Origin of the sequence: Desulfosarcina variabilis str. Montpellier (assembly GCF_048565275.1) — a bacterium.
In the GTDB taxonomy this organism is placed as follows: Bacteria; Desulfobacterota; Desulfobacteria; order Desulfobacterales; family Desulfosarcinaceae; genus Desulfosarcina; species Desulfosarcina variabilis.
Window position 1 is genome coordinate 8152180 of sequence record NZ_CP159846.1, and the last position, 17349, is coordinate 8169528.

A 17349-nucleotide genomic window follows, 5' to 3' on the forward strand; every position below is an offset into this window, starting at 1 on the left:
CGAAACGGTTAGATTATGGAACTGATTGATCAGCACACCAAAAAAATAATGGAAGGCTGCAAGGCCCGAGCCCGCGACGCCGGCTTGACCTTTGAAGATGAAAGCCTGGAATATATTGTCACCAATCGGGATCTTATCGAGCTGTCCCCCAAAGTCATGATTCCCACCTTATACGACTACTGGGTCCAGGACGTGGAGGTGCTCAAGGAAAAAGGGAAATACGAACTCTATCCCGGCAACCCTTACGAAACGGTGATCAATACCCGTCCGGCGATCTCTTTTTACAATGACAACAATCCGGACTGGCTCAACGTGATGATCTTCTACCACGTGATCGGCCATATTGATTTTTTCCAGAACAACCTCTATTTCCGGCACACCTGGGACTATGATTTCAACGGCGAAGCCCTGTCGGACAAGCGCACCATCGCCAAGCTGCGCTCCGAGCGGGGACGCTGGGTGGATTATGTGATCGAATTCACCCGTGGGATCGATAATCTCGTGGGCTACCACAGCCTGCTTTCCGATCTTTTTTCATCTCCGAACAACGGATTTTCGGCCAAGGTCAATTATTATTTTGATGTTTATTTGCAGGAAATCGTCAAGGTCAACATCAGTAAATACATCAAACAGCTGGAAACCTACAACACCTGTGTTACAGAAGACCCGGTCCTGGGTGAAGAGACCTTTTTTTCAAAAATCGAACGCCGCCACCCGGAATTCGGCAATCTGTTTAAAAAGTATCAGGAAGAAAAACGGAAAAAACCTCAGGATCTGATTCAGTTCCTCATGGAGCATTCCAAAATGCTTCGCAAGGAAGAGAATCAGTGGATGCTGATGGTTATGCATGTGGTGCGCAAGACCGGTCTGTTTTTTCAGCCCCAAATTCGTACCAAAATCATGAACGAGGGATGGGCATCCTACTGGCATGAAACCCTGTACCTGAATGATGACCGCATTAAAGGTCATGAAGTTGATTTTGCCAGGGTCAATGCCGGCGTGACGGCCATGCCCCGCGTGGGCCTGAACCCTTACGCCCTGGGTATGCGCCTGTTTTATTTCCTGGAAAAAATGGCCGAAAAAGGCAAAATTTCTTGGGATTTCCAGCGCATGAACGATGCCAAAATGCGCGATGATTTCGATACCCATACCGGCCAGGGAAGAGATTTTATTTTCAAGGTCCGGGAAAATTTTTGCGATTTTACCTTCATCCATAATTTTGTCGACCAGGATTTTGTGACCACCAACAAACTTTTCGTGGCCGGCAGACGCTTGAACCAGAAAAAGATGGTCTGGGAATATTTCGTGAAAAGCCGCAGTGCCCAGGATTACCGTAAGATGCTCATGGAATCCCTTTACCATCCACCCCACATCGAGATCGATTTGGAAAAAACCAAAGACAATGCGCTTTATCTGATTCATCAATTTGAAGGCAAGCCCCTGCTGACCGAATACATTCCCAATACCATGCTGGGGATTGAATACTTGTGGGGAGGGCCGGTACAACTGGAAACCATGGAAGTCGTGTCCACCCCCCAGGCAAGCCGGACGCCTTCCATTCCGGGCCTTCCCGGACCGGCCACAGATCCTCCGAAACCGCGCAAAATAAAATGGAAACGGGTGTTATACACAATGAAAAATCGGAAGCTGAGCAAAAATACCCTGTAGACCGTAACCCCAATCCATTGGTTTAAAAAGGCTATCCATGGAAAATATCAAAAAAGCCATGCGGCATATCGATATCAGTGATGAAGGATCGAATCATCGCCACGCTATCCCATTCAGCGAATTTCTTGAGGTGGTGCTGAAAAACCCGACAGGTACAATACGCAACGTGTTTCAGGTGTTTCACGATTTGTTCACCGAACACGTTGGCGAAGGCGTGGATGAATATCCCAATGATCCGGAATCGATTCAATATGTCAGCTATGATTGCAGCAAATTGCTTGTCGAAGGCGCTGACCATCCGTTTTTTGCCGACCGCCTGTTTGCCAACCGGCTGGTGAACATTGTCGAAGCCCTTAGGACCGGGGCCCAGCAGAATAAGATCTATATTTTTGACGGCCCTCACGGATGCGGGAAAAGCACCTTCCTCAACAACCTGCTCAAACGCTTTGAAGAGTACGCCAACACCGATTCGGGCACCCGATACGAAACCGTGTGGCGCCTGGACCGCCGGCAATTGGCGGAAAAGGGCGGCAATGAAACCGCTTCCATTCTGGAAAGTCTGTTTCGCATGCAACAAAACCCCAACAAAAAGCAGTTTGACACCATTCGCACCATGGCCCTGCCGGAATCGGACGGGCAATTCATCGAGGTCCCCTGCCCCTGCCATGATAACCCGCTATTGCTGATCCCCAAAGCCCTTCGCCGGCAGTTTCTGGATGACCTGTTCGACAACAATGAATTCAAATACACCCTGTTCACCGACAAGGCCTATGAATGGATTTTTCAGGATGTCCCCTGTACCATCTGCGGGTCCCTGTACGATGCGCTGCTGACCCGCCTGAAGAGCCCGGCCAAGGTTTTTGAGATGGTGCATGCGGTTCCCTATACCTTTAATCGCCGATTGGGCAAAGGCATCAGTGTATTTTCTCCCGGAGACCGCCCGGTCAAGCAGATCATCCTGACCAACGAGTATCTGCAACGCACGATCAATCAGCTGTTTTCCGACAGCAACCAGGTTCGCTATATCCATTCCCGGTATGCCAAAACCAACAACGGCATCTACGCCCTGATGGACATCAAATCCCACAATATCGAGCGGTTGATCGAGCTGCACAATATCATCAGCGAGGGGGTGCATAAGGTCGAAGACATCGAAGAAAACGTCAGCAGTTTGTTCATGGCGTTGATGAACCCCGAAGATAAAAAAAATATCAAGGAGTTTCAGTCTTTTTCCGATCGGATCGTCTACATCAACATTCCGTATGTGCTTGATTTGAATACCGAGGTGGAAATCTATCGCAACATTTTCGGTGTGCGCATCGATGACAGCTTCCTGCCCCGGGTGTTGCATAACTTTGCCCGGGTGATCATCTCATCCCGGATCAGTTTGCGATCCGAAGCCATGCTCGAATGGATCCCCAAACCGGAAAAATACAGTCGCTACTGTGATAAAAACCTTCAGCTGCTGAAAATGGAAATCTATACCGGATATATCCCGGAGTGGCTCTCGGAAGAGGATCGCAAGGCCCTGACCGCCAAACGGCGTCGCCGGATCATCGGGGAATCGGAAAATGAGGGCCGGCAGGGCATTTCAGGCCGCGACTCCATTAAAATTTTCAATAGCTTCTACACCGCGTACGCAAAATCCGGTGAAATGATCGACATGGCCATGCTTTGCAAGTTTTTCCACTCGCAAAAGGATCTGAAGTCCTCCATTCCGGATGGTTTTTTGGACTCCCTGCTCCTGCTTTACGACTTCTCCATTCTTCAGGAAGTCAAAGAGTCGCTGTATTATTACAACGAGGACCAGATTCATCGTGAAATCTTAAATTACATGTTTGCCGTCAATTTCGAACCGGGAACCTCCGAAACCTGTAAGTTTACCGGTGACAAAGTTCATATCACCGACGAACTGCTGGAGGGATTTGAACGGCGCATGCTGGGCAGCAAGGCAGACAAAGAAAAGCTGCTCAACCTGCGCAAAGACACGCAAAAAGAATATACCTCCAGAACGCTGACCCAGGAAATCCTGGTCAGTGGCACCCCCCCCACCGAAACCCGCCTGTTTGAATCACTCAAAGACCGATATGTTTTCAACCTGAAAGAAAAGGTCCTGGACCCCTTCCTGGAAAACGAAAATTTCAGGCGGGCCATCAAAGATTATGCCGAAGAGGATTTTAAAACCTACGATAAAAAAATCCGCGATGATGTCACCTTTTTGATGGACAACCTGATGAAAAAATATCGTTACACCGAAGCTGGCGCCAAGGCGATCGGTATATATGTGATTGACAATGACCTGGCCAGAAAATTTACCAATCCTTAGATTTTAACCTGTAGGCAATCGGCGAAAACTTAATCTTTTTCGCGAATGACCGATATCGTTAACAATTCGGTCACATGTCAAGGTTCGTCCCAATACAGCAACAATCTTTATCATCGCCAGGGAGATATCGAAAAATGTCCGCATCTGTCAGATATTTGGTTTTGGCCCCCCTTTTATTGATGCTGATGGCATGCGCCTACGAACAACAGTACGTCCGCCACGCACAGATTCAATCCAGGGCCCGGTATGTCGCGGTGCTGCCCATGGTCAACCTGTCGTCCTATCCCCACGCCGGCCGTATCGTGAGCGATATCCTGGCCACGGAATTGTACGCACAGTCCACCTTTCAGCTCATGGAGGAATCCGCGGTCATCAACCAGATTCGAGGTAATGCCCTTGATCTTGATGACGTGCTCGACAAAATGGTGGTAATGGATGCGGCCAACGATTTGGGCGTCGACACCGTGATTTATGGCTCGGTCAGTGAGTACCGCTACAAACGCGGCCTCAACGAAGATCCGGTCGTGGGCGTCAATTTGCGCATGCTGGATGTTAAAACACAAAAAATTCTGTGGGCCGGGAGCAAATCCCGCACGGGCGGCTGTTTCTGGTTTTGCGAAGACTCGCTGAACCGGCTGGCCCAACAGGTCTGTCACGAACTCGTCGCCACCATGCTGGCGGATGAATCGCGGTAGGACCGCCCTTACCACCGGGAGGAGCATTGAAGACCATTCGACATCCGTGTTGGTGCCTGATATGGATCGTTATTATGGTCCTTTGGCCGCTTGGCGGCTTAGCCGAGACGCCGCCGGTAATCCACAACTGGCTGTGCTATTACGGCGATGTGTTCGGCCCTGACATTTATTCCCGATTCGATCTGGTGGTGCTGGACAGCCATCATCATCCCCCGCTTCCCACCACATCTGAGCACCCCCCGATGCTTGGCTATCTCTCTGTCGGCGAGGTGGATGAAAATGGCCCCTATTGGAAGATGGCCCGCCATCAGGATTTCCTGGTCATCAAGAACGCATTCTGGAATGCCTGGATGGTCGATGTCCGCGATACGGCCTGGCAGCGGCTGCTGCTGTCTGTTGCCGTGCCGGCCATTTTTGAAAAAGGATTCGAGGGGGTGTTCCTGGACACCTTTGACTCCAGTCTGCACCTGCTCACCCTTGGCGATGGTCAGCGCTTCAAGGGGGTTGACGATGCGCTTTTAAAAATCGTCAAATCCATCAAGTCCGCCTTTCCGGACAAGTGGATCGCCGTCAACCGGGGGCTACCAATTCTGCCGGAGATCGCCCCCTGGATTGATTTCGTTGTTTATGAAGACCTGTACAGTTACTACAACGATCAAACAAAGACCTATGAAAAAGTATCCGACGCATCACGGGCGGCACTCATGCCGTACGTTAAAAAGGGTCTGGCGGCCAATCCGAATCTGGTCCTGCTCAGTATCGACTACGCTGATGCCGACCAGCCGGAGATGGCCCTGGAAGCGATCCGCTTCGCCCGCAGCAAAGGATTCATCCCCTATGTCAGCACCATTGAACTGGATCAGATTTTTTATTATTCCCTTGATCATTAGCCTCTTGGTGATACCGGGATCATCAAACCGAACACGGGCTGCCGAAACGGTTCGGATGGAACCGGTCTCGCGCCGGATCCTGGCCCTTTACGACAGCAATGAAGGCGTTACCGCCGACACCAACACCATTGTTGAAAACTGTCAGACGATTCTCAATTATCTTGGATTGGTTGTGGACTACCAGGATGTCAACCAGCCCCTTCCCGATCACAAGGCCATGGCCGGCTACCGGGGCATTTTAACCTGGTTTGAATCCGATGGCATCAAAAAGCCCCAGGGCTACCTGTCCTGGCTGGACAAGCAGATCCGCCGAGGCACGAAGCTGGTTGTTTTTGGGTCACTGGGCGTCACTGACAAAAATTTGCCCGCCGAATTCCAGCAACTCGCCAAAGCAATCTATGCTCACCTGGGACTTGGGCATGGCGGAGATTTCACCAACCAGCGCATGCGTCTGCGGTACGCAAAAAAAGATACAGCCATGGTGGGCTTCGAGCGGGCCTATCCACCGGTGCCCATGCAGTATGAACAATTTTTTGCCTTGACCCCTTCGGTAAAGACATACTTGAGTCTGACGCGGACCGATCGCCCCGGCAACGAAAGCGTGGTGGTCTCCACCAGCCCGGGCGGCGGCATGATCTGGGGCCCTTATATGCTCTGGCGGGAGGCCGGGCCGCCCTATCGCCGGCAATGGTATGTGAACCCTTTTGCCTATTTCACCCATGCTTTTGATCTAGTGTCCCTGCCCAAACCCGATCCTACGACCCTCAACGGCCGTCGCATCGCCTTTTCGCACATCGATGGCGACGCCTTTGCCGGTTTCACCGAGGTGCGAAACAATGCCGTGTGCGCGGATATCATTCGTGACCGTATTTTGACACGCTATCCGTTTCCGGTCACCGTGTCGGTGATCGTTGCCGAAATCGACCCATCGGCCAAGGGCAGCGAAAAGCGCGTGGCCCTGGCGCGTCAGATATTCGCTCTGCCCAACGTGCAGCCCGCCTCACACGCGTACTCCCATCCGTTTTACTGGGATCCGGATTTTGACAACACCCAGGCCGACTACCCCAGCCAATATGGAATGAAAATTCCCGGATATGAATTCGATGCCGGCATGGAGATCGACTATAGTGTGCGCTACATCAGCGACGTCCTGGCCCCACCGTCAAAGCCCTGTCGGGTCTTTTTATGGACCGGCAACTGCGAGCCGCTGGCCACGCACATCAAGCGCTGCGACGATCTGGGGCTATTCAACATGAACGGTGGGGATACGATCTTCGATGCCATCTTCGATTCCTATACCGGTGTGGCGCCCCTGTATCGAAAGGTGGGCGGCCGCTATCAATACTATACCGGCCAGGCCAATGAAAATATCCTGACCAATTTGTGGGAAGGGCCTTATTACGGTTTCCGGGAAATCATCACCACCATGCAGCGCACGGGAACTCCCAGGCGCGTCAAGCCCATCGATATTTACTACCACTTTTACTCGGGTCAGTACGCGGCATCGGTCCAGGCTCTTGAAACGGTTTACCAGTGGGCGCTGGACCAGCCCATCGCGCCCATGTTCACCTCAGCCTACATCCAGATTGTCAAAAGCTGGCTGGACTGCCGTTTGTTGGCCGATCCTTCGGGCGGGCGTTACCAGGTGAAAAATTACGGCCAATGCCTGACCGTCCGTTTTGACGCGGAAAAACGGGTCCCTGATCTTGGAAAGTCGCGCAACGTGCTGGGCTTTGTCAATGATCCGCAGGGCCTTTACGTTCATTTGGCGCCGGGCGCCTCAAGCGCTGAAATTGTTTTTGCAGACCCGTCAAAGCAAGCGTCGGCCGATGAATCCCGCCCCTACCTGCATCAGGCCAGTGGATGGGTCCGTGATTTCCAGTCCACGGACAAGCACATTGCTTTCCAGTTTGAAGGATTCGGCAATGGTATGGTTGAGCTGGCCGGCATGCCGCCGGGCAGTCGCTGGCAGCCCGCAGGCAATACCAAGGCGTCATCGGCAATTATCCATGAAGTAGATCAACAAGGCCGTCTGGTTCTATCACCGCTAAAAACCGGGACTGTGGAGATCGGACGCCGTTGAATGTCAACCTATGGCAAATTCTATGTTTTCTGGCCGTTATCATAGGGGCGACGATCGTGGTGTTTCCCACCCAAAGAAGCATGCTGCCCCACCTGATCGATAACGGAAAATACGCCGCCGCCGGAATCATTATTGAAAAGCTGTTGAACAAAACCCACCGGGATGGGTCTGTGGTGGACCAATCCGTTCGGCTGTACCTCCTGCAAGGCCATCCGGAAAAGGCCATCGACTGCCTGGAAACACTCCACCGGCAAGCGCCGCTCACTGCCGAGCGTTTTGAACAGCTGGCCAGACTTTACGAATGGAACCGCCAGCCGGCAAAGGCCCAAGACACCTGGAAGCGCCTGCTATCCATCGCCCCCGATCACCCGGCAGCCTTGAAACGGCTGATCGGATACTATCGCTACAACGGCGATTTGACCCGGGAAAGCACCACCATTGGTCAACTGGTCCGCCTGCAGGGAACCCTGGGCCGGTGGCAGGACAATGGGAAGCGGTTGACCGACCTGATCGCGGTGCAGATCAGCCGGCTGGAACCGGTTTTAACCCAACCGTCCGTGCCGCCGCTGACCGCCATGCTGGCCAGCGGCCTTTACCAGTTATACGAAAAGGAACTGGCCGAGCCCTCAATGCAAGCAACGACAAGTGACCAAGCGGCCATGCATCGCTGTCTGGAGCAGTTTGTCTGGACCGGGCATCTTGCCGATGGCCAGGCCTTTGCCGCACGCGCCGATCAGTTGTGGGACACCGGCATCGACCAGCAGATGCGGTTGGTGGATGTACTGCGCTGGGCCCAGATGGACCAAGAAGCCCTTGCCCTGTTAGAGCAACTTCATCAAGAGGCTCCAGAGAATCGCCGGGTGCTGGTGGCCATGGCCGAAACCGCGAAACTGGCGGACAACGCAGCGGCCGGCATCGCCGCCTATCAGGCCCTGATACGCATGGCACCGTCCAAGCCCGGCTACCGGCAACAATTGATGTCGCTTTACCAGGAAACCAGTCAAACCGCTTCCCTGTTCGATGAATACGAGCGCCAGCTGCATGCCACGGGCGATGCGCGTCTGATCGATCAGTTGTTCAAACTGGCCCGGCAATCAGGTGATCCAAAGCTGCAACAGCGCGCCCTCGACCTGGCTGCCCGGACAGATGCCGATGATTCGGAATTGCTCAAGCAGCAAGCTGACCTTTACCTGGCCATGGACCAGCCGGGAAAGGCATATCCGCTGTTAAAACGCATTGCCACCGGACCCGATGGGTCAGCAGCGGATCTTAAAGCCATGATCCAGGTGGCCGGTTACACAGGGAAACCGGCCCTGCTTGGCGACGCACTGCAAACCGGCATTGCGCTTGCGCCCCAGGATGCCGACTTGACACTTCGCCTGGCCAGGCTTCATCTGGCCCAGTCCAGGCAGCCCCAGGCCATCGACGCCTTTAAACGGTATCTCGAGATAAAACCTGATGATGTCAAGGTCCAAAAGGAGCTGGCCCAGGTCTACGAATGGCAGGGCCAACCGCAACAGGCCCTGGCCATTTACCGGCAAGTTGTCCGCGATCACCCCGAGGATGCTTCGGCCACCACCACGCTGGCCCGCCTGATGGCCGAAACCGGTGACCAGGCAGGCCTGATCGCGCTTGCCATACAAAAGGCCGACGCCGCCCCGCAAAATGCCGACCTGGCCCTGGCCGCCGGGCGGGCGCTGGTGGCCGAGGGTCAGCTGGAAAAAGGCGCGCTGTATCTGAAGCGGGCTGCGGCACTGGCCCCCGGTCAATCCGTCGTCTGGCGGGAATTAGCCAATGTTTACCAATGGACCGGCGAGTCTGACCGGTTGATCGACGCGCTCGAGCACCTGGCCGCCACCGGCGGGTTGGATCAGCGCCAGACCCTGCTTCTGGCCGAGTCGTATTCAAACCGCCGCCGCTGGGCCGATGTGGTAACGCTGTTGGTTCCCGTTGAAAACCAACGTGTGCTTCCCCGCCGTGAAGGACTCAAGCTGGTTGATGCTTATATGCAGACGGGCAGGCAGGCGCAGGCCCTGGATCTGATCCAGCGCCTTTTTGATGAGAACAGGAATGATCCGGTTTTTCTGGCCGATCTGGGTCAGCGGGCCCAATGGCAGCAACGCTTGAATCTGGCCCTTCTCGTTTATGAAGCGGTGTTGCAAAAGGACCCTGTCAATCTCAAGGCCCTGAAGGGCAGCGGCCAGATCTATGCCTGGACCCATGCCCCCAAACCGGCCATCAAGGCCCTTGAAACCTATAACCGGCTTTATCCGCACGACTATGAAACCCAGTACCTGTTGGGTGAGCTTTACATGGCGGCCCACCGTGACGCCGATGCGCAGAAACAGTACCGCAAGGCCATGCGACTGATCAATTCCGGCAGGCGGGAAGATGGCGCCGACCCGCCTGTCCAGGAGCCAGCACGACCATGAACCGGAATCTTTTCCATTGGGGGAACCAACGGTGGTGGGTATGGATGCTCATGCTGCCGGCCTTTTGCATCGGCGCCCCCGCACTGCCGGTTTGGGGCGCAGAGCCAAACGCTGCTGTCCAGGCACCCATGCCTGATTTCAACCACCGGCAGGCGGCCCTGATCGAAGCCCGCATTTACAGCCATGCCGGCGACGTGGCCAAGGCCATGGCCATCTACCGGCGTCTGAGGGCCACCGATCCCTCGGATCGCGAAATTCACATGGAATATTGCACCTTTTTGGTGGATCAGCGACAATATGCCTTGGCTCAGGCTCAGTTGACGGATCTGTTGACCGTTGATCCCATGAATCAGCGCGCCCAGCACCTGCAGGCCCGCCTGTACAGTGAACAGGCACAGTATGGCTGGTCGGTCTATCTGTATGACCGCATTGTTCAATCAGACCCCAACGACAGCAACGTCTGGTCCGACTATGCCGGCGCCCGCCTGGCCAGCGCCCAGTGGGCCGCCGCCCTGGCCACTTACAGCCGGGTACTGGAGCAGGACCCGGACAACCGGGATGTTCGTCAATTGGTCCATGAAATCATTAAAACCCATGGCCCCCGACTGGACATCACCCATCGCCGCTATGAACAATTGGCCGACGATACAACCATCGACACCGGGTCCATCGGCTGGACCACCCCTGTTTCCGAAGCCACGCGTCTTTTCGCGGATTATCGCTATATTGACCTGGCCCGTCCGGCACAGCCCTTTGCCGGCAGCGTCGACGGGTATTTCAGCGATATTGTGCTGAAACTGGACCACCAGTTCAACCAACGCTGGTCGGCCGCTGCCGGCATCGGCGGATACAAGGGCGCATCGCGTGATACCAGCGTCCTGGTCGGCGCAGGGCTGACACCGCTCACGGGCATCAACATCAATGCCGAATACCAGGTGAACCGTCCCTGGTATGATCCGGTGGATGCGGTGGAAAACGGCGGGGCCTATGATCGCTTACGCCTGTCTGTGGACTGGAACGACGGCCGGCGAACCAGTGTGCTGGTACAAGGGGAAGACTGGCGCTACCATACCGATGGCGCCGCCCACTATGGCCGGCAGCAAACGATTCTGGCGATGCTTTCCCTGCGGGTCTTGCCGTCCCCGGAACTGGTCGCCGGGTATTCCTACTACCGGGCCGGGTTTGAGTACGAAACGGATGATTACCGCCCGGTGGCCATGGTGGAAGATCAGGGCTGGCACAGCCTTTTTGTATCCTTGGCTCACCGCCCCTGGGACTACGGGTCCTGGGGGGCATATGCGGGGTTGCGCTATGATCATGTGCGCAACTTAAGCGGCTGGTTCGTCCAGCCGGCCTTCAACCTGTCCCTGGGCAACCGCCTGGAGCTGGACGCCAGCTATGACTATGCCAGTGAATCCACGGGAACCGTGGGCGGCGAAACCCAAACGTTTCAGGTGGCGGCGCGCCTGTACTTTTGACGGATTCGTAAAAAGTCCGATATCGGCGTTACGCTTCATCCTTCGTCACTGCGGAGTACGAACAGTACGCTGCCTTCGGCACCCGCGATAGCGGTATTCCTAAGGATTCGCAAGCCTTGATCTCGGACTTTTTACGAATCCGTCCGAACGTAGACTTTTTACAAGTCCATCATTTTTGAATTCGGTGAAAAAATGACTGAGAACGCTCAACCCACATTAACAGCAGCCGACACCAACCCCACACCGGTGTTGTTGAAGCTGCCCAAATCCGAGTACACCGGCAGTATTTTGGGGTTGGCGGTTCTGGTGGCGATCAATTTTCTCTGGTTTTCCGATCGCCTCGGCTTCAGCGGTTTTTCCCCCCACCCGTTCTGGCTGGTGGTGCTGCCCATGGCGGCGCGCTATGGTTTCAAGGCCGGAGCCACCAGCGGTCTTCTGGCCGGCCTGCTCCTGCTCGGTCTGCAGCAATTGGACCGTCCCCACCAGTCGTGGCGGACCTTGCTGGCGCTGTCCAACCTGACCCTGCCGATCCTGTTCGTCGGCGGCGGCATCCTGCTGGGCGAAATCCGTGAAGCCCAGAAAAAACGCTACCAGACGCTGGTCGATGCGTTCAATCATCTGACCAGCACCCACGCGGACCTGGGCCAGCGCTATGATGCCTTGAGCCGGGCCAAACAGGAGCTCGACACCCACATTATCTCCCAGGAGCAAACCCTGACCACGGTTTACGAGGCGGCCAAGGGCCTCAAATCCCTTGACGAAGAGGATATTTTTCCGGCAGTGGTGGAAATTATGGTCGATTTTCTCGCGGCCGAAGCCTGCAGTGTGTATGTACTCACCGAAGACCGGTTGGTGCTGGCTGCCGGACATGATCCGGAAGGCGAATTCAAGCGCCGCAATGAACTGATTGTGGACGAAGGCATGGTGGCCGAGGCCGTGACCTCCCGCCAGACCGTATCGCTCAATGCCCTTACGCCATCGACAAATTTCACCGACCTGGCCGCAGAGGGTATTGTCATCTGCGTGCCCCTGCTCAACAGCAAGAACCAGGTTCTGGGCGTATTGAACATCGAACGGCTGCCCTTTATCAAATTCAACCCCCAGACCGTCAGGCTGGCGTCCATCATCGGTGAGTGGTGCGGCAGTGCCATCGAAAATGCCCGCACCTACCAGGACACCCGGGATAAGAATATCTCCGATGACATTACCGGCGCCTACACCTACACCTATTTTCTCAAACGCCTGCAGGAAGAGTTCATGCGCGCCCGGCGCTACAGCCAGGAAATGAGCCTGATCGCCTTTGAAATTGCTGATTTTCAAAAAATCGACAAGGGCCATCAACAAGACATTCTCACCGTGGTCAGCCTGGTCTTTAAAAACAAACTGCGGGCGGTGGATCTTTTCTTCCATGACCATGACGCATCACGCTATTTTATCCTTTTGCCGGGGACACCGCGCGCCGGCGCCCAGGTGGCCAACCAAAAAATGATAGAAGAGATCAACGCATTTAAATTCCGGCCGTACACGGATAACGATGAGCGGGCACTGGCCATCCGTACTGGTACCACCGCCTTTGCGCAAACCATGCAACAACCCGATGAAATGATTACACAGGCCGTCAATGAAATCCAATAGATCTACCGCCACCGATCCATTACCGCATGCAGCCGCGCATATCGCAGGCGCCTGGCTGGGTGCCGTGGTCCTTGAAGGCACAGCCGTGTTCCTGGCATGGCGGGTGGCGCCGGCCGGCGGATATGGATGGTGGATCGGTGCCGCTATCTGTCATCTACTTAGCGCCGGCGCCCTTCTGGCTCTGGGCGTTACCAAACGCACACCGGCAAAGGCCGTATCAACGGATCAATACCGCGCGCGCCTGTACGGCTGGCTGGCCATGCTTCTTCCCGTCGTAGGCCTTATCGGCAGCCTGATTCTGCAACTGGTTTGTGACCGGTGGATCCGCGCCCGCGGACTGGTTGAGGATTTCCAGGCGGAAACCGAACACCGGGTCATCGAACCCCGGCGTATGGACGTTCAAAAGGACCTGACAGCCTATCTGGATGAAGAATTGTCCGTGCAGCCCGTGATGGATATTCTGGCCGGCTCCGATGACAACCTGAAACGCGGCGCCATCGACACCCTGCGGCGGATCGGCACCCCCGAGGCCATCGTCATTCTCAAAAAATGTCTCACCGACACCAGCCCCGAAGTCCGCTACAGCGCCCACACGGCCCTGACCCGGCTGGACGAAACCTACATCAAAGCAATCAAGGCAGCCACGGCGGCCCTTGAAACCGGCCGGTCAACACCAGCCCATGATTTGGATTACGCCAGGCAGTGCCTTCGTTACGGTCAAAGCGGTCTGTTGGATGAGGATACCCGTCACCACTACCTGCAGATGGCACGCGATGCATTCATGGCGGCCCAGGCCAAGGGGGTATGGGATGCGGCCCTGGCCCTGGATCTGGGGCGATTGGAAATACTGCTCGGCGACTATGATGATGCTGCCGTCCATTTTCAATCCATTCTGGATCAGGATGCGTTAAACATCAACGCCTTGATCGGCCTGGCCGAAGTCCACTACAACCGTGGTGATGCCCAGGGGCTGAAAACCATTGCCGGCCGGATGAACGCCGCGTTGACCACCAACGTGGAATCGGTCAACGAAAGCATCCTGCTCCATTTCTGGGCATTCGAGGAAAAGGCGACCTGACCCATGCAATCATCCCAGCCATATGATGTGTGCCTGATTCTGGAGGGGACCTACCCCTTCGTATCCGGCGGTGTGAGCACCTGGGTCCACAATCTGATCCGGGCCCTGCCGGACATTCGCTTTTGCGCGGTATCCATCTTCCCTTCAAAAAAGGAAACCCGGGAGCTCAAGTACGACCTGCCGGAGAATTTTCACCTGGCGCAGATTGTCTACATTCACGAATACGACCTGGGCCCTGCCGGCACTGCCAGCCGGCGGCAACAGCGGCAACATGTGGCCGCGATCGCCGATTTCCATCACCGGATCAAAGGTGGCGATTTCAGCCAGTTTGAGAAAATCGTAACCTTGTTCCAACATCCCGAGAAAAGCGGACTTGCCGTTCACAATCTGATTCACGGCAAAAAGGCCTGGTCCTTTCTGGTAGAGCAGTATGGCCCTGAAGATAACACGGTTTCCTTTATCGACTACTTCTGGACATTCCGCTTCACGCATCTGCCCGTCTTTAAATTGCTGGGCGCCCCGATCCCCCGTGCCAGGGTCTACCACACCATCTCGACAGGGTTTGCCGGCATGCTTGCCGCCATGGCCAAGCATGTCCATCAGCGCCCCATGCTGCTGACCGAGCACGGGATTTACACCAAGGAGCGCAAGATCGAAATCGCCCAGGCCGAGTGGATTTACGTTGCCGGTGGTGAACGGGTACGGGTCAAAAAGGACGTCAATGCCTTTCAGCAGTTGTGGATCAATATGTTCGAATCATTGGGACGCATGACCTACCAGATGGCCGATCGTATTTTCACGCTTTACAGCGGCAACCGCAAACTGGAAATTTCCGAGGGAGCGGATCCCGAGAAAATTGAAATCATTCCCAACGGCATCGACATCGCGCGTTTCAGCACCTTGAAACCAGCGATCTTCGATGAAGCGGAGAAAAGCAAAACCCGGTTTAAGGTGGGATTTGTGGGCCGCGTGGTGGCCATCAAGGATGTCAAAACCTTCTTGCGGGCTTGCAAAATCGTAGCCCTGCAAATGCCTTCCGTGCAGTTTTTCATCCTGGGCCCCACGGATGAAGATCCACAATACTACCAGGAATGCAAGGAATTGGTGAAACTGCTGCGCCTGGGGGATGGGGTGATCTTCAGCGGTCGCATCAATGTCATGGAATACTATCCCAAACTGGATCTGCTGGTGCTGACCAGTGTCAGCGAAGCCCAGCCCCTGGTGATCCTGGAGGCCAATTGTGCCGGCATCCCCGTGGTCGCCTCGGATGTGGGATCATGCCGGGAACTGATCGAAGGTCGCACCCGCAACGACCGCATGATCGGCCCGTCGGGTATCGTCACCCCCGTGGCCGACCCGGTCGGCACGGCGGGCGGCATCATTCGCATCCTGTCCGATCCGAAAACACGGGAGCAAATGGCCCTGGCCGGCCGTGAACGGGTGCGTCGCTATTATCAGGAACGGGATCTGAACCGAAAGTATGATGCCATCTATAAACAGTATATGAGTAAAGAGGAGATATAATGGCCGGCATCGGGTTCGAGCTGAAAAAAATCCTCAATCGCCAGACGTTTCTGGGCGATCTGACGGCCTATTTGTATGCCGCCATGGTCTCATCCGGCCCATGGCTGATGTCCATCGTCTGCCTGGCCGTGCTCGGCGTCTATCAGGGCGCCGGCCTGACCCGCATAGAACATGCCCTGTTCCGGTCAACAGTGGTTTACACCTATGCCTTTTCCCTGATCCTGGTGGGCATCGTTCAGATGATCGCCACCCGTTACATGGCCGATCGCCTGTATGAGAAAAAGATCGACGTCATCCTGCCGACCCTGTATACCCTGACGCTGTTGGTGCTGTTTGCCGGTAGCGTGTTTGCCGCCGGCAGCTATCTGTTCTTCAAGGTTTCCCTGCTGCACAAGGTATTGGGCGTGATGTTGTTTCTGGTGGTCAGCCTGATCTGGTTGTGCATGATTTTTCTGTCGGCCATCAAGGACTACAACGGCATCGTCAACGCCTTTGCGCTGGGCGCCGGCATCAGCATTGCCGGAGCGATTTATCTGGGCCGCCCTTTGGGAACCGAAGGATATATCGCGGGATATTTGCTGGGCCAAACAGTGACCCTGTTCTGGATCATGGCCAAGATTATGGTGGAATTTCCGCCAACCATATTCTGGAACGCCGATTTTCTGGGCTATTTCATCCGTTACTGGGATCTGGTGGGCATCGGTTTTTTGTTCAACCTGGGCATCTGGGCGGATAAGTTCGTGTTCTGGCTGGCGCCGGACGCCCGGGTAATCGTCCCCTGGTTCACCACCCACGATATTTACGAAGGGCCGGTCTTTTTCGCCTACCTGACCATTGTGCCGGCCATGGCCATCTTTTTGCTCAAAATCGAAACGGTTTTCTATCAACACTACCGTCAATACTACGCCAAGGTTGTCGGCAAACGCTCGCTGGCCGATATCCTGGCCGAAAAAAAAGCCATGGTGGATGCCCTAAAAGGCAGCATGCGCGATGTTTTCGTGATCCAGGGCACGGTATCCGTCTTCTGCCTGATATTCGCCCCCCGGCTGGTGGCCTGGGCACGTCTGTCAACCCTGCAGGTCCCCTTGTTCCGCATCGTATTGATCGGCTCATTTCTGCAGATTCTGCTGTGTATCAATGTCATCATTCTGTTTTACTTCGACCTGCGACGGTCAGTCCTGCTGGTCAGCGTCGTTTTCGTCGTCGCCAATGCAGGGCTCAGCGCCCTGAGTATTGTCTTGGGCATGTCGTTTTACGGCTATGGCTATACCTACGCCTGCCTGATCGCCTTGATGGTGGCCTTTCATCAATTGCACGTCAATGTGCGTGATCTGGAGTATATTACCTTTGCCCAGCAGCCGGTGGCCTCCTGAGAACCTAAAAGTATTGCATGATCGGGCTTTTAAGGTTAGACTTGTCTATAATTCCTTTGAAACCGTCGTCTCTTGAGAAAAAGATTACACGCAGCATGACCATGGGGGGTCTCTAATCGTATGGTCTCCACCGCAGGGCGCCCTAATGGGGTGCCCTTTCTTATTTT

General features: G+C 55.0%; 11 protein-coding genes. All 11 read left to right on the forward strand.

The features are described from left to right. Positions 1 to 15 precede the first annotated feature (15 nt). The 11 genes from Dvar_RS36825 (at position 16) to pelG (ending at position 17182) form a co-directional block, all read left to right on the forward strand. Entirely contained in the window at positions 16 to 1668 is a 1653-nt protein-coding gene (locus Dvar_RS36825; RefSeq protein WP_419658413.1) for a SpoVR family protein, read from the forward strand. 37 nt (positions 1669 to 1705) lie between these two features. Beyond that, complete coding sequence (locus Dvar_RS36830) at positions 1706 to 3994, forward strand: serine protein kinase PrkA (RefSeq protein ID WP_419658414.1); 2289 nt, start codon at positions 1706 to 1708, stop codon at positions 3992 to 3994. A gap of 134 nt (positions 3995 to 4128) precedes the next feature. After that, entirely contained in the window at positions 4129 to 4689 is a 561-nt protein-coding gene (locus Dvar_RS36835; protein ID WP_419658416.1) for a GNA1162 family protein, read from the forward strand. Positions 4690 to 4715: 26 nt separating this feature from the next. Beyond that, entirely contained in the window at positions 4716 to 5579 is an 864-nt protein-coding gene (locus tag Dvar_RS36840; RefSeq protein ID WP_419658418.1) for an endo alpha-1,4 polygalactosaminidase, read from the forward strand. 55 nt (positions 5580 to 5634) lie between these two features. Beyond that, positions 5635 to 7662 (forward strand): polysaccharide deacetylase family protein, encoded by a 2028-nt coding sequence (locus Dvar_RS36845; protein WP_419658420.1) that lies wholly within the window; start codon positions 5635 to 5637, stop codon positions 7660 to 7662. Continuing rightward, positions 7659 to 10094, forward strand: a complete 2436-nt coding sequence (locus Dvar_RS36850; protein WP_419658421.1) for a tetratricopeptide repeat protein — start codon at positions 7659 to 7661, stop codon at positions 10092 to 10094. Before Dvar_RS36845 ends, Dvar_RS36850 begins: the two co-directional genes overlap by 4 nt. Beyond that, positions 10091 to 11572 (forward strand): tetratricopeptide repeat protein, encoded by a 1482-nt coding sequence (locus tag Dvar_RS36855; protein WP_419658423.1) that lies wholly within the window; start codon positions 10091 to 10093, stop codon positions 11570 to 11572. Before Dvar_RS36850 ends, Dvar_RS36855 begins: the two co-directional genes overlap by 4 nt. 192 nt (positions 11573 to 11764) lie before the next feature. Beyond that, positions 11765 to 13207, forward strand: a complete 1443-nt coding sequence (locus tag Dvar_RS36860) for a GAF domain-containing protein (protein WP_419658425.1) — start codon at positions 11765 to 11767, stop codon at positions 13205 to 13207. Beyond that, positions 13194 to 14285, forward strand: coding sequence for a HEAT repeat domain-containing protein (locus Dvar_RS36865; RefSeq protein ID WP_419658426.1), 1092 nt, complete (start codon positions 13194 to 13196; stop codon positions 14283 to 14285). Before Dvar_RS36860 ends, Dvar_RS36865 begins: the two co-directional genes overlap by 14 nt. Before the next feature lie 3 nt (positions 14286 to 14288). Further along, complete coding sequence (gene pelF / locus Dvar_RS36870; RefSeq protein WP_419658428.1) at positions 14289 to 15809, forward strand: GT4 family glycosyltransferase PelF; 1521 nt, start codon at positions 14289 to 14291, stop codon at positions 15807 to 15809. Continuing rightward, positions 15809 to 17182 carry an exopolysaccharide Pel transporter PelG gene (pelG, locus tag Dvar_RS36875; RefSeq protein WP_419658430.1) on the forward strand — a complete coding sequence of 458 codons (1374 nt, stop codon included), beginning with the start codon at positions 15809 to 15811 and terminating at the stop codon, positions 17180 to 17182. Before pelF ends, pelG begins: the two co-directional genes overlap by 1 nt. Positions 17183 to 17349 lie beyond the last annotated feature (167 nt).

Coding starts and splice junctions, on each gene's coding strand:
- Dvar_RS36825 (WP_419658413.1), top strand. CDS start 16: ATGGAACTGATTGATCAGCACACCAAAAAAATAATGGAAGGCTGCAAG.
- Dvar_RS36830 (WP_419658414.1), top strand. CDS start 1,706: ATGGAAAATATCAAAAAAGCCATGCGGCATATCGATATCAGTGATGAA.
- Dvar_RS36835 (WP_419658416.1), top strand. CDS start 4,129: ATGTCCGCATCTGTCAGATATTTGGTTTTGGCCCCCCTTTTATTGATG.
- Dvar_RS36845 (WP_419658420.1), top strand. CDS start 5,635: ATGGAACCGGTCTCGCGCCGGATCCTGGCCCTTTACGACAGCAATGAA.
- Dvar_RS36855 (WP_419658423.1), top strand. CDS start 10,091: ATGAACCGGAATCTTTTCCATTGGGGGAACCAACGGTGGTGGGTATGG.
- Dvar_RS36860 (WP_419658425.1), top strand. CDS start 11,765: ATGACTGAGAACGCTCAACCCACATTAACAGCAGCCGACACCAACCCC.
- Dvar_RS36865 (WP_419658426.1), top strand. CDS start 13,194: ATGAAATCCAATAGATCTACCGCCACCGATCCATTACCGCATGCAGCC.
- pelF (WP_419658428.1), top strand. CDS start 14,289: ATGCAATCATCCCAGCCATATGATGTGTGCCTGATTCTGGAGGGGACC.
- pelG (WP_419658430.1), top strand. CDS start 15,809: ATGGCCGGCATCGGGTTCGAGCTGAAAAAAATCCTCAATCGCCAGACG.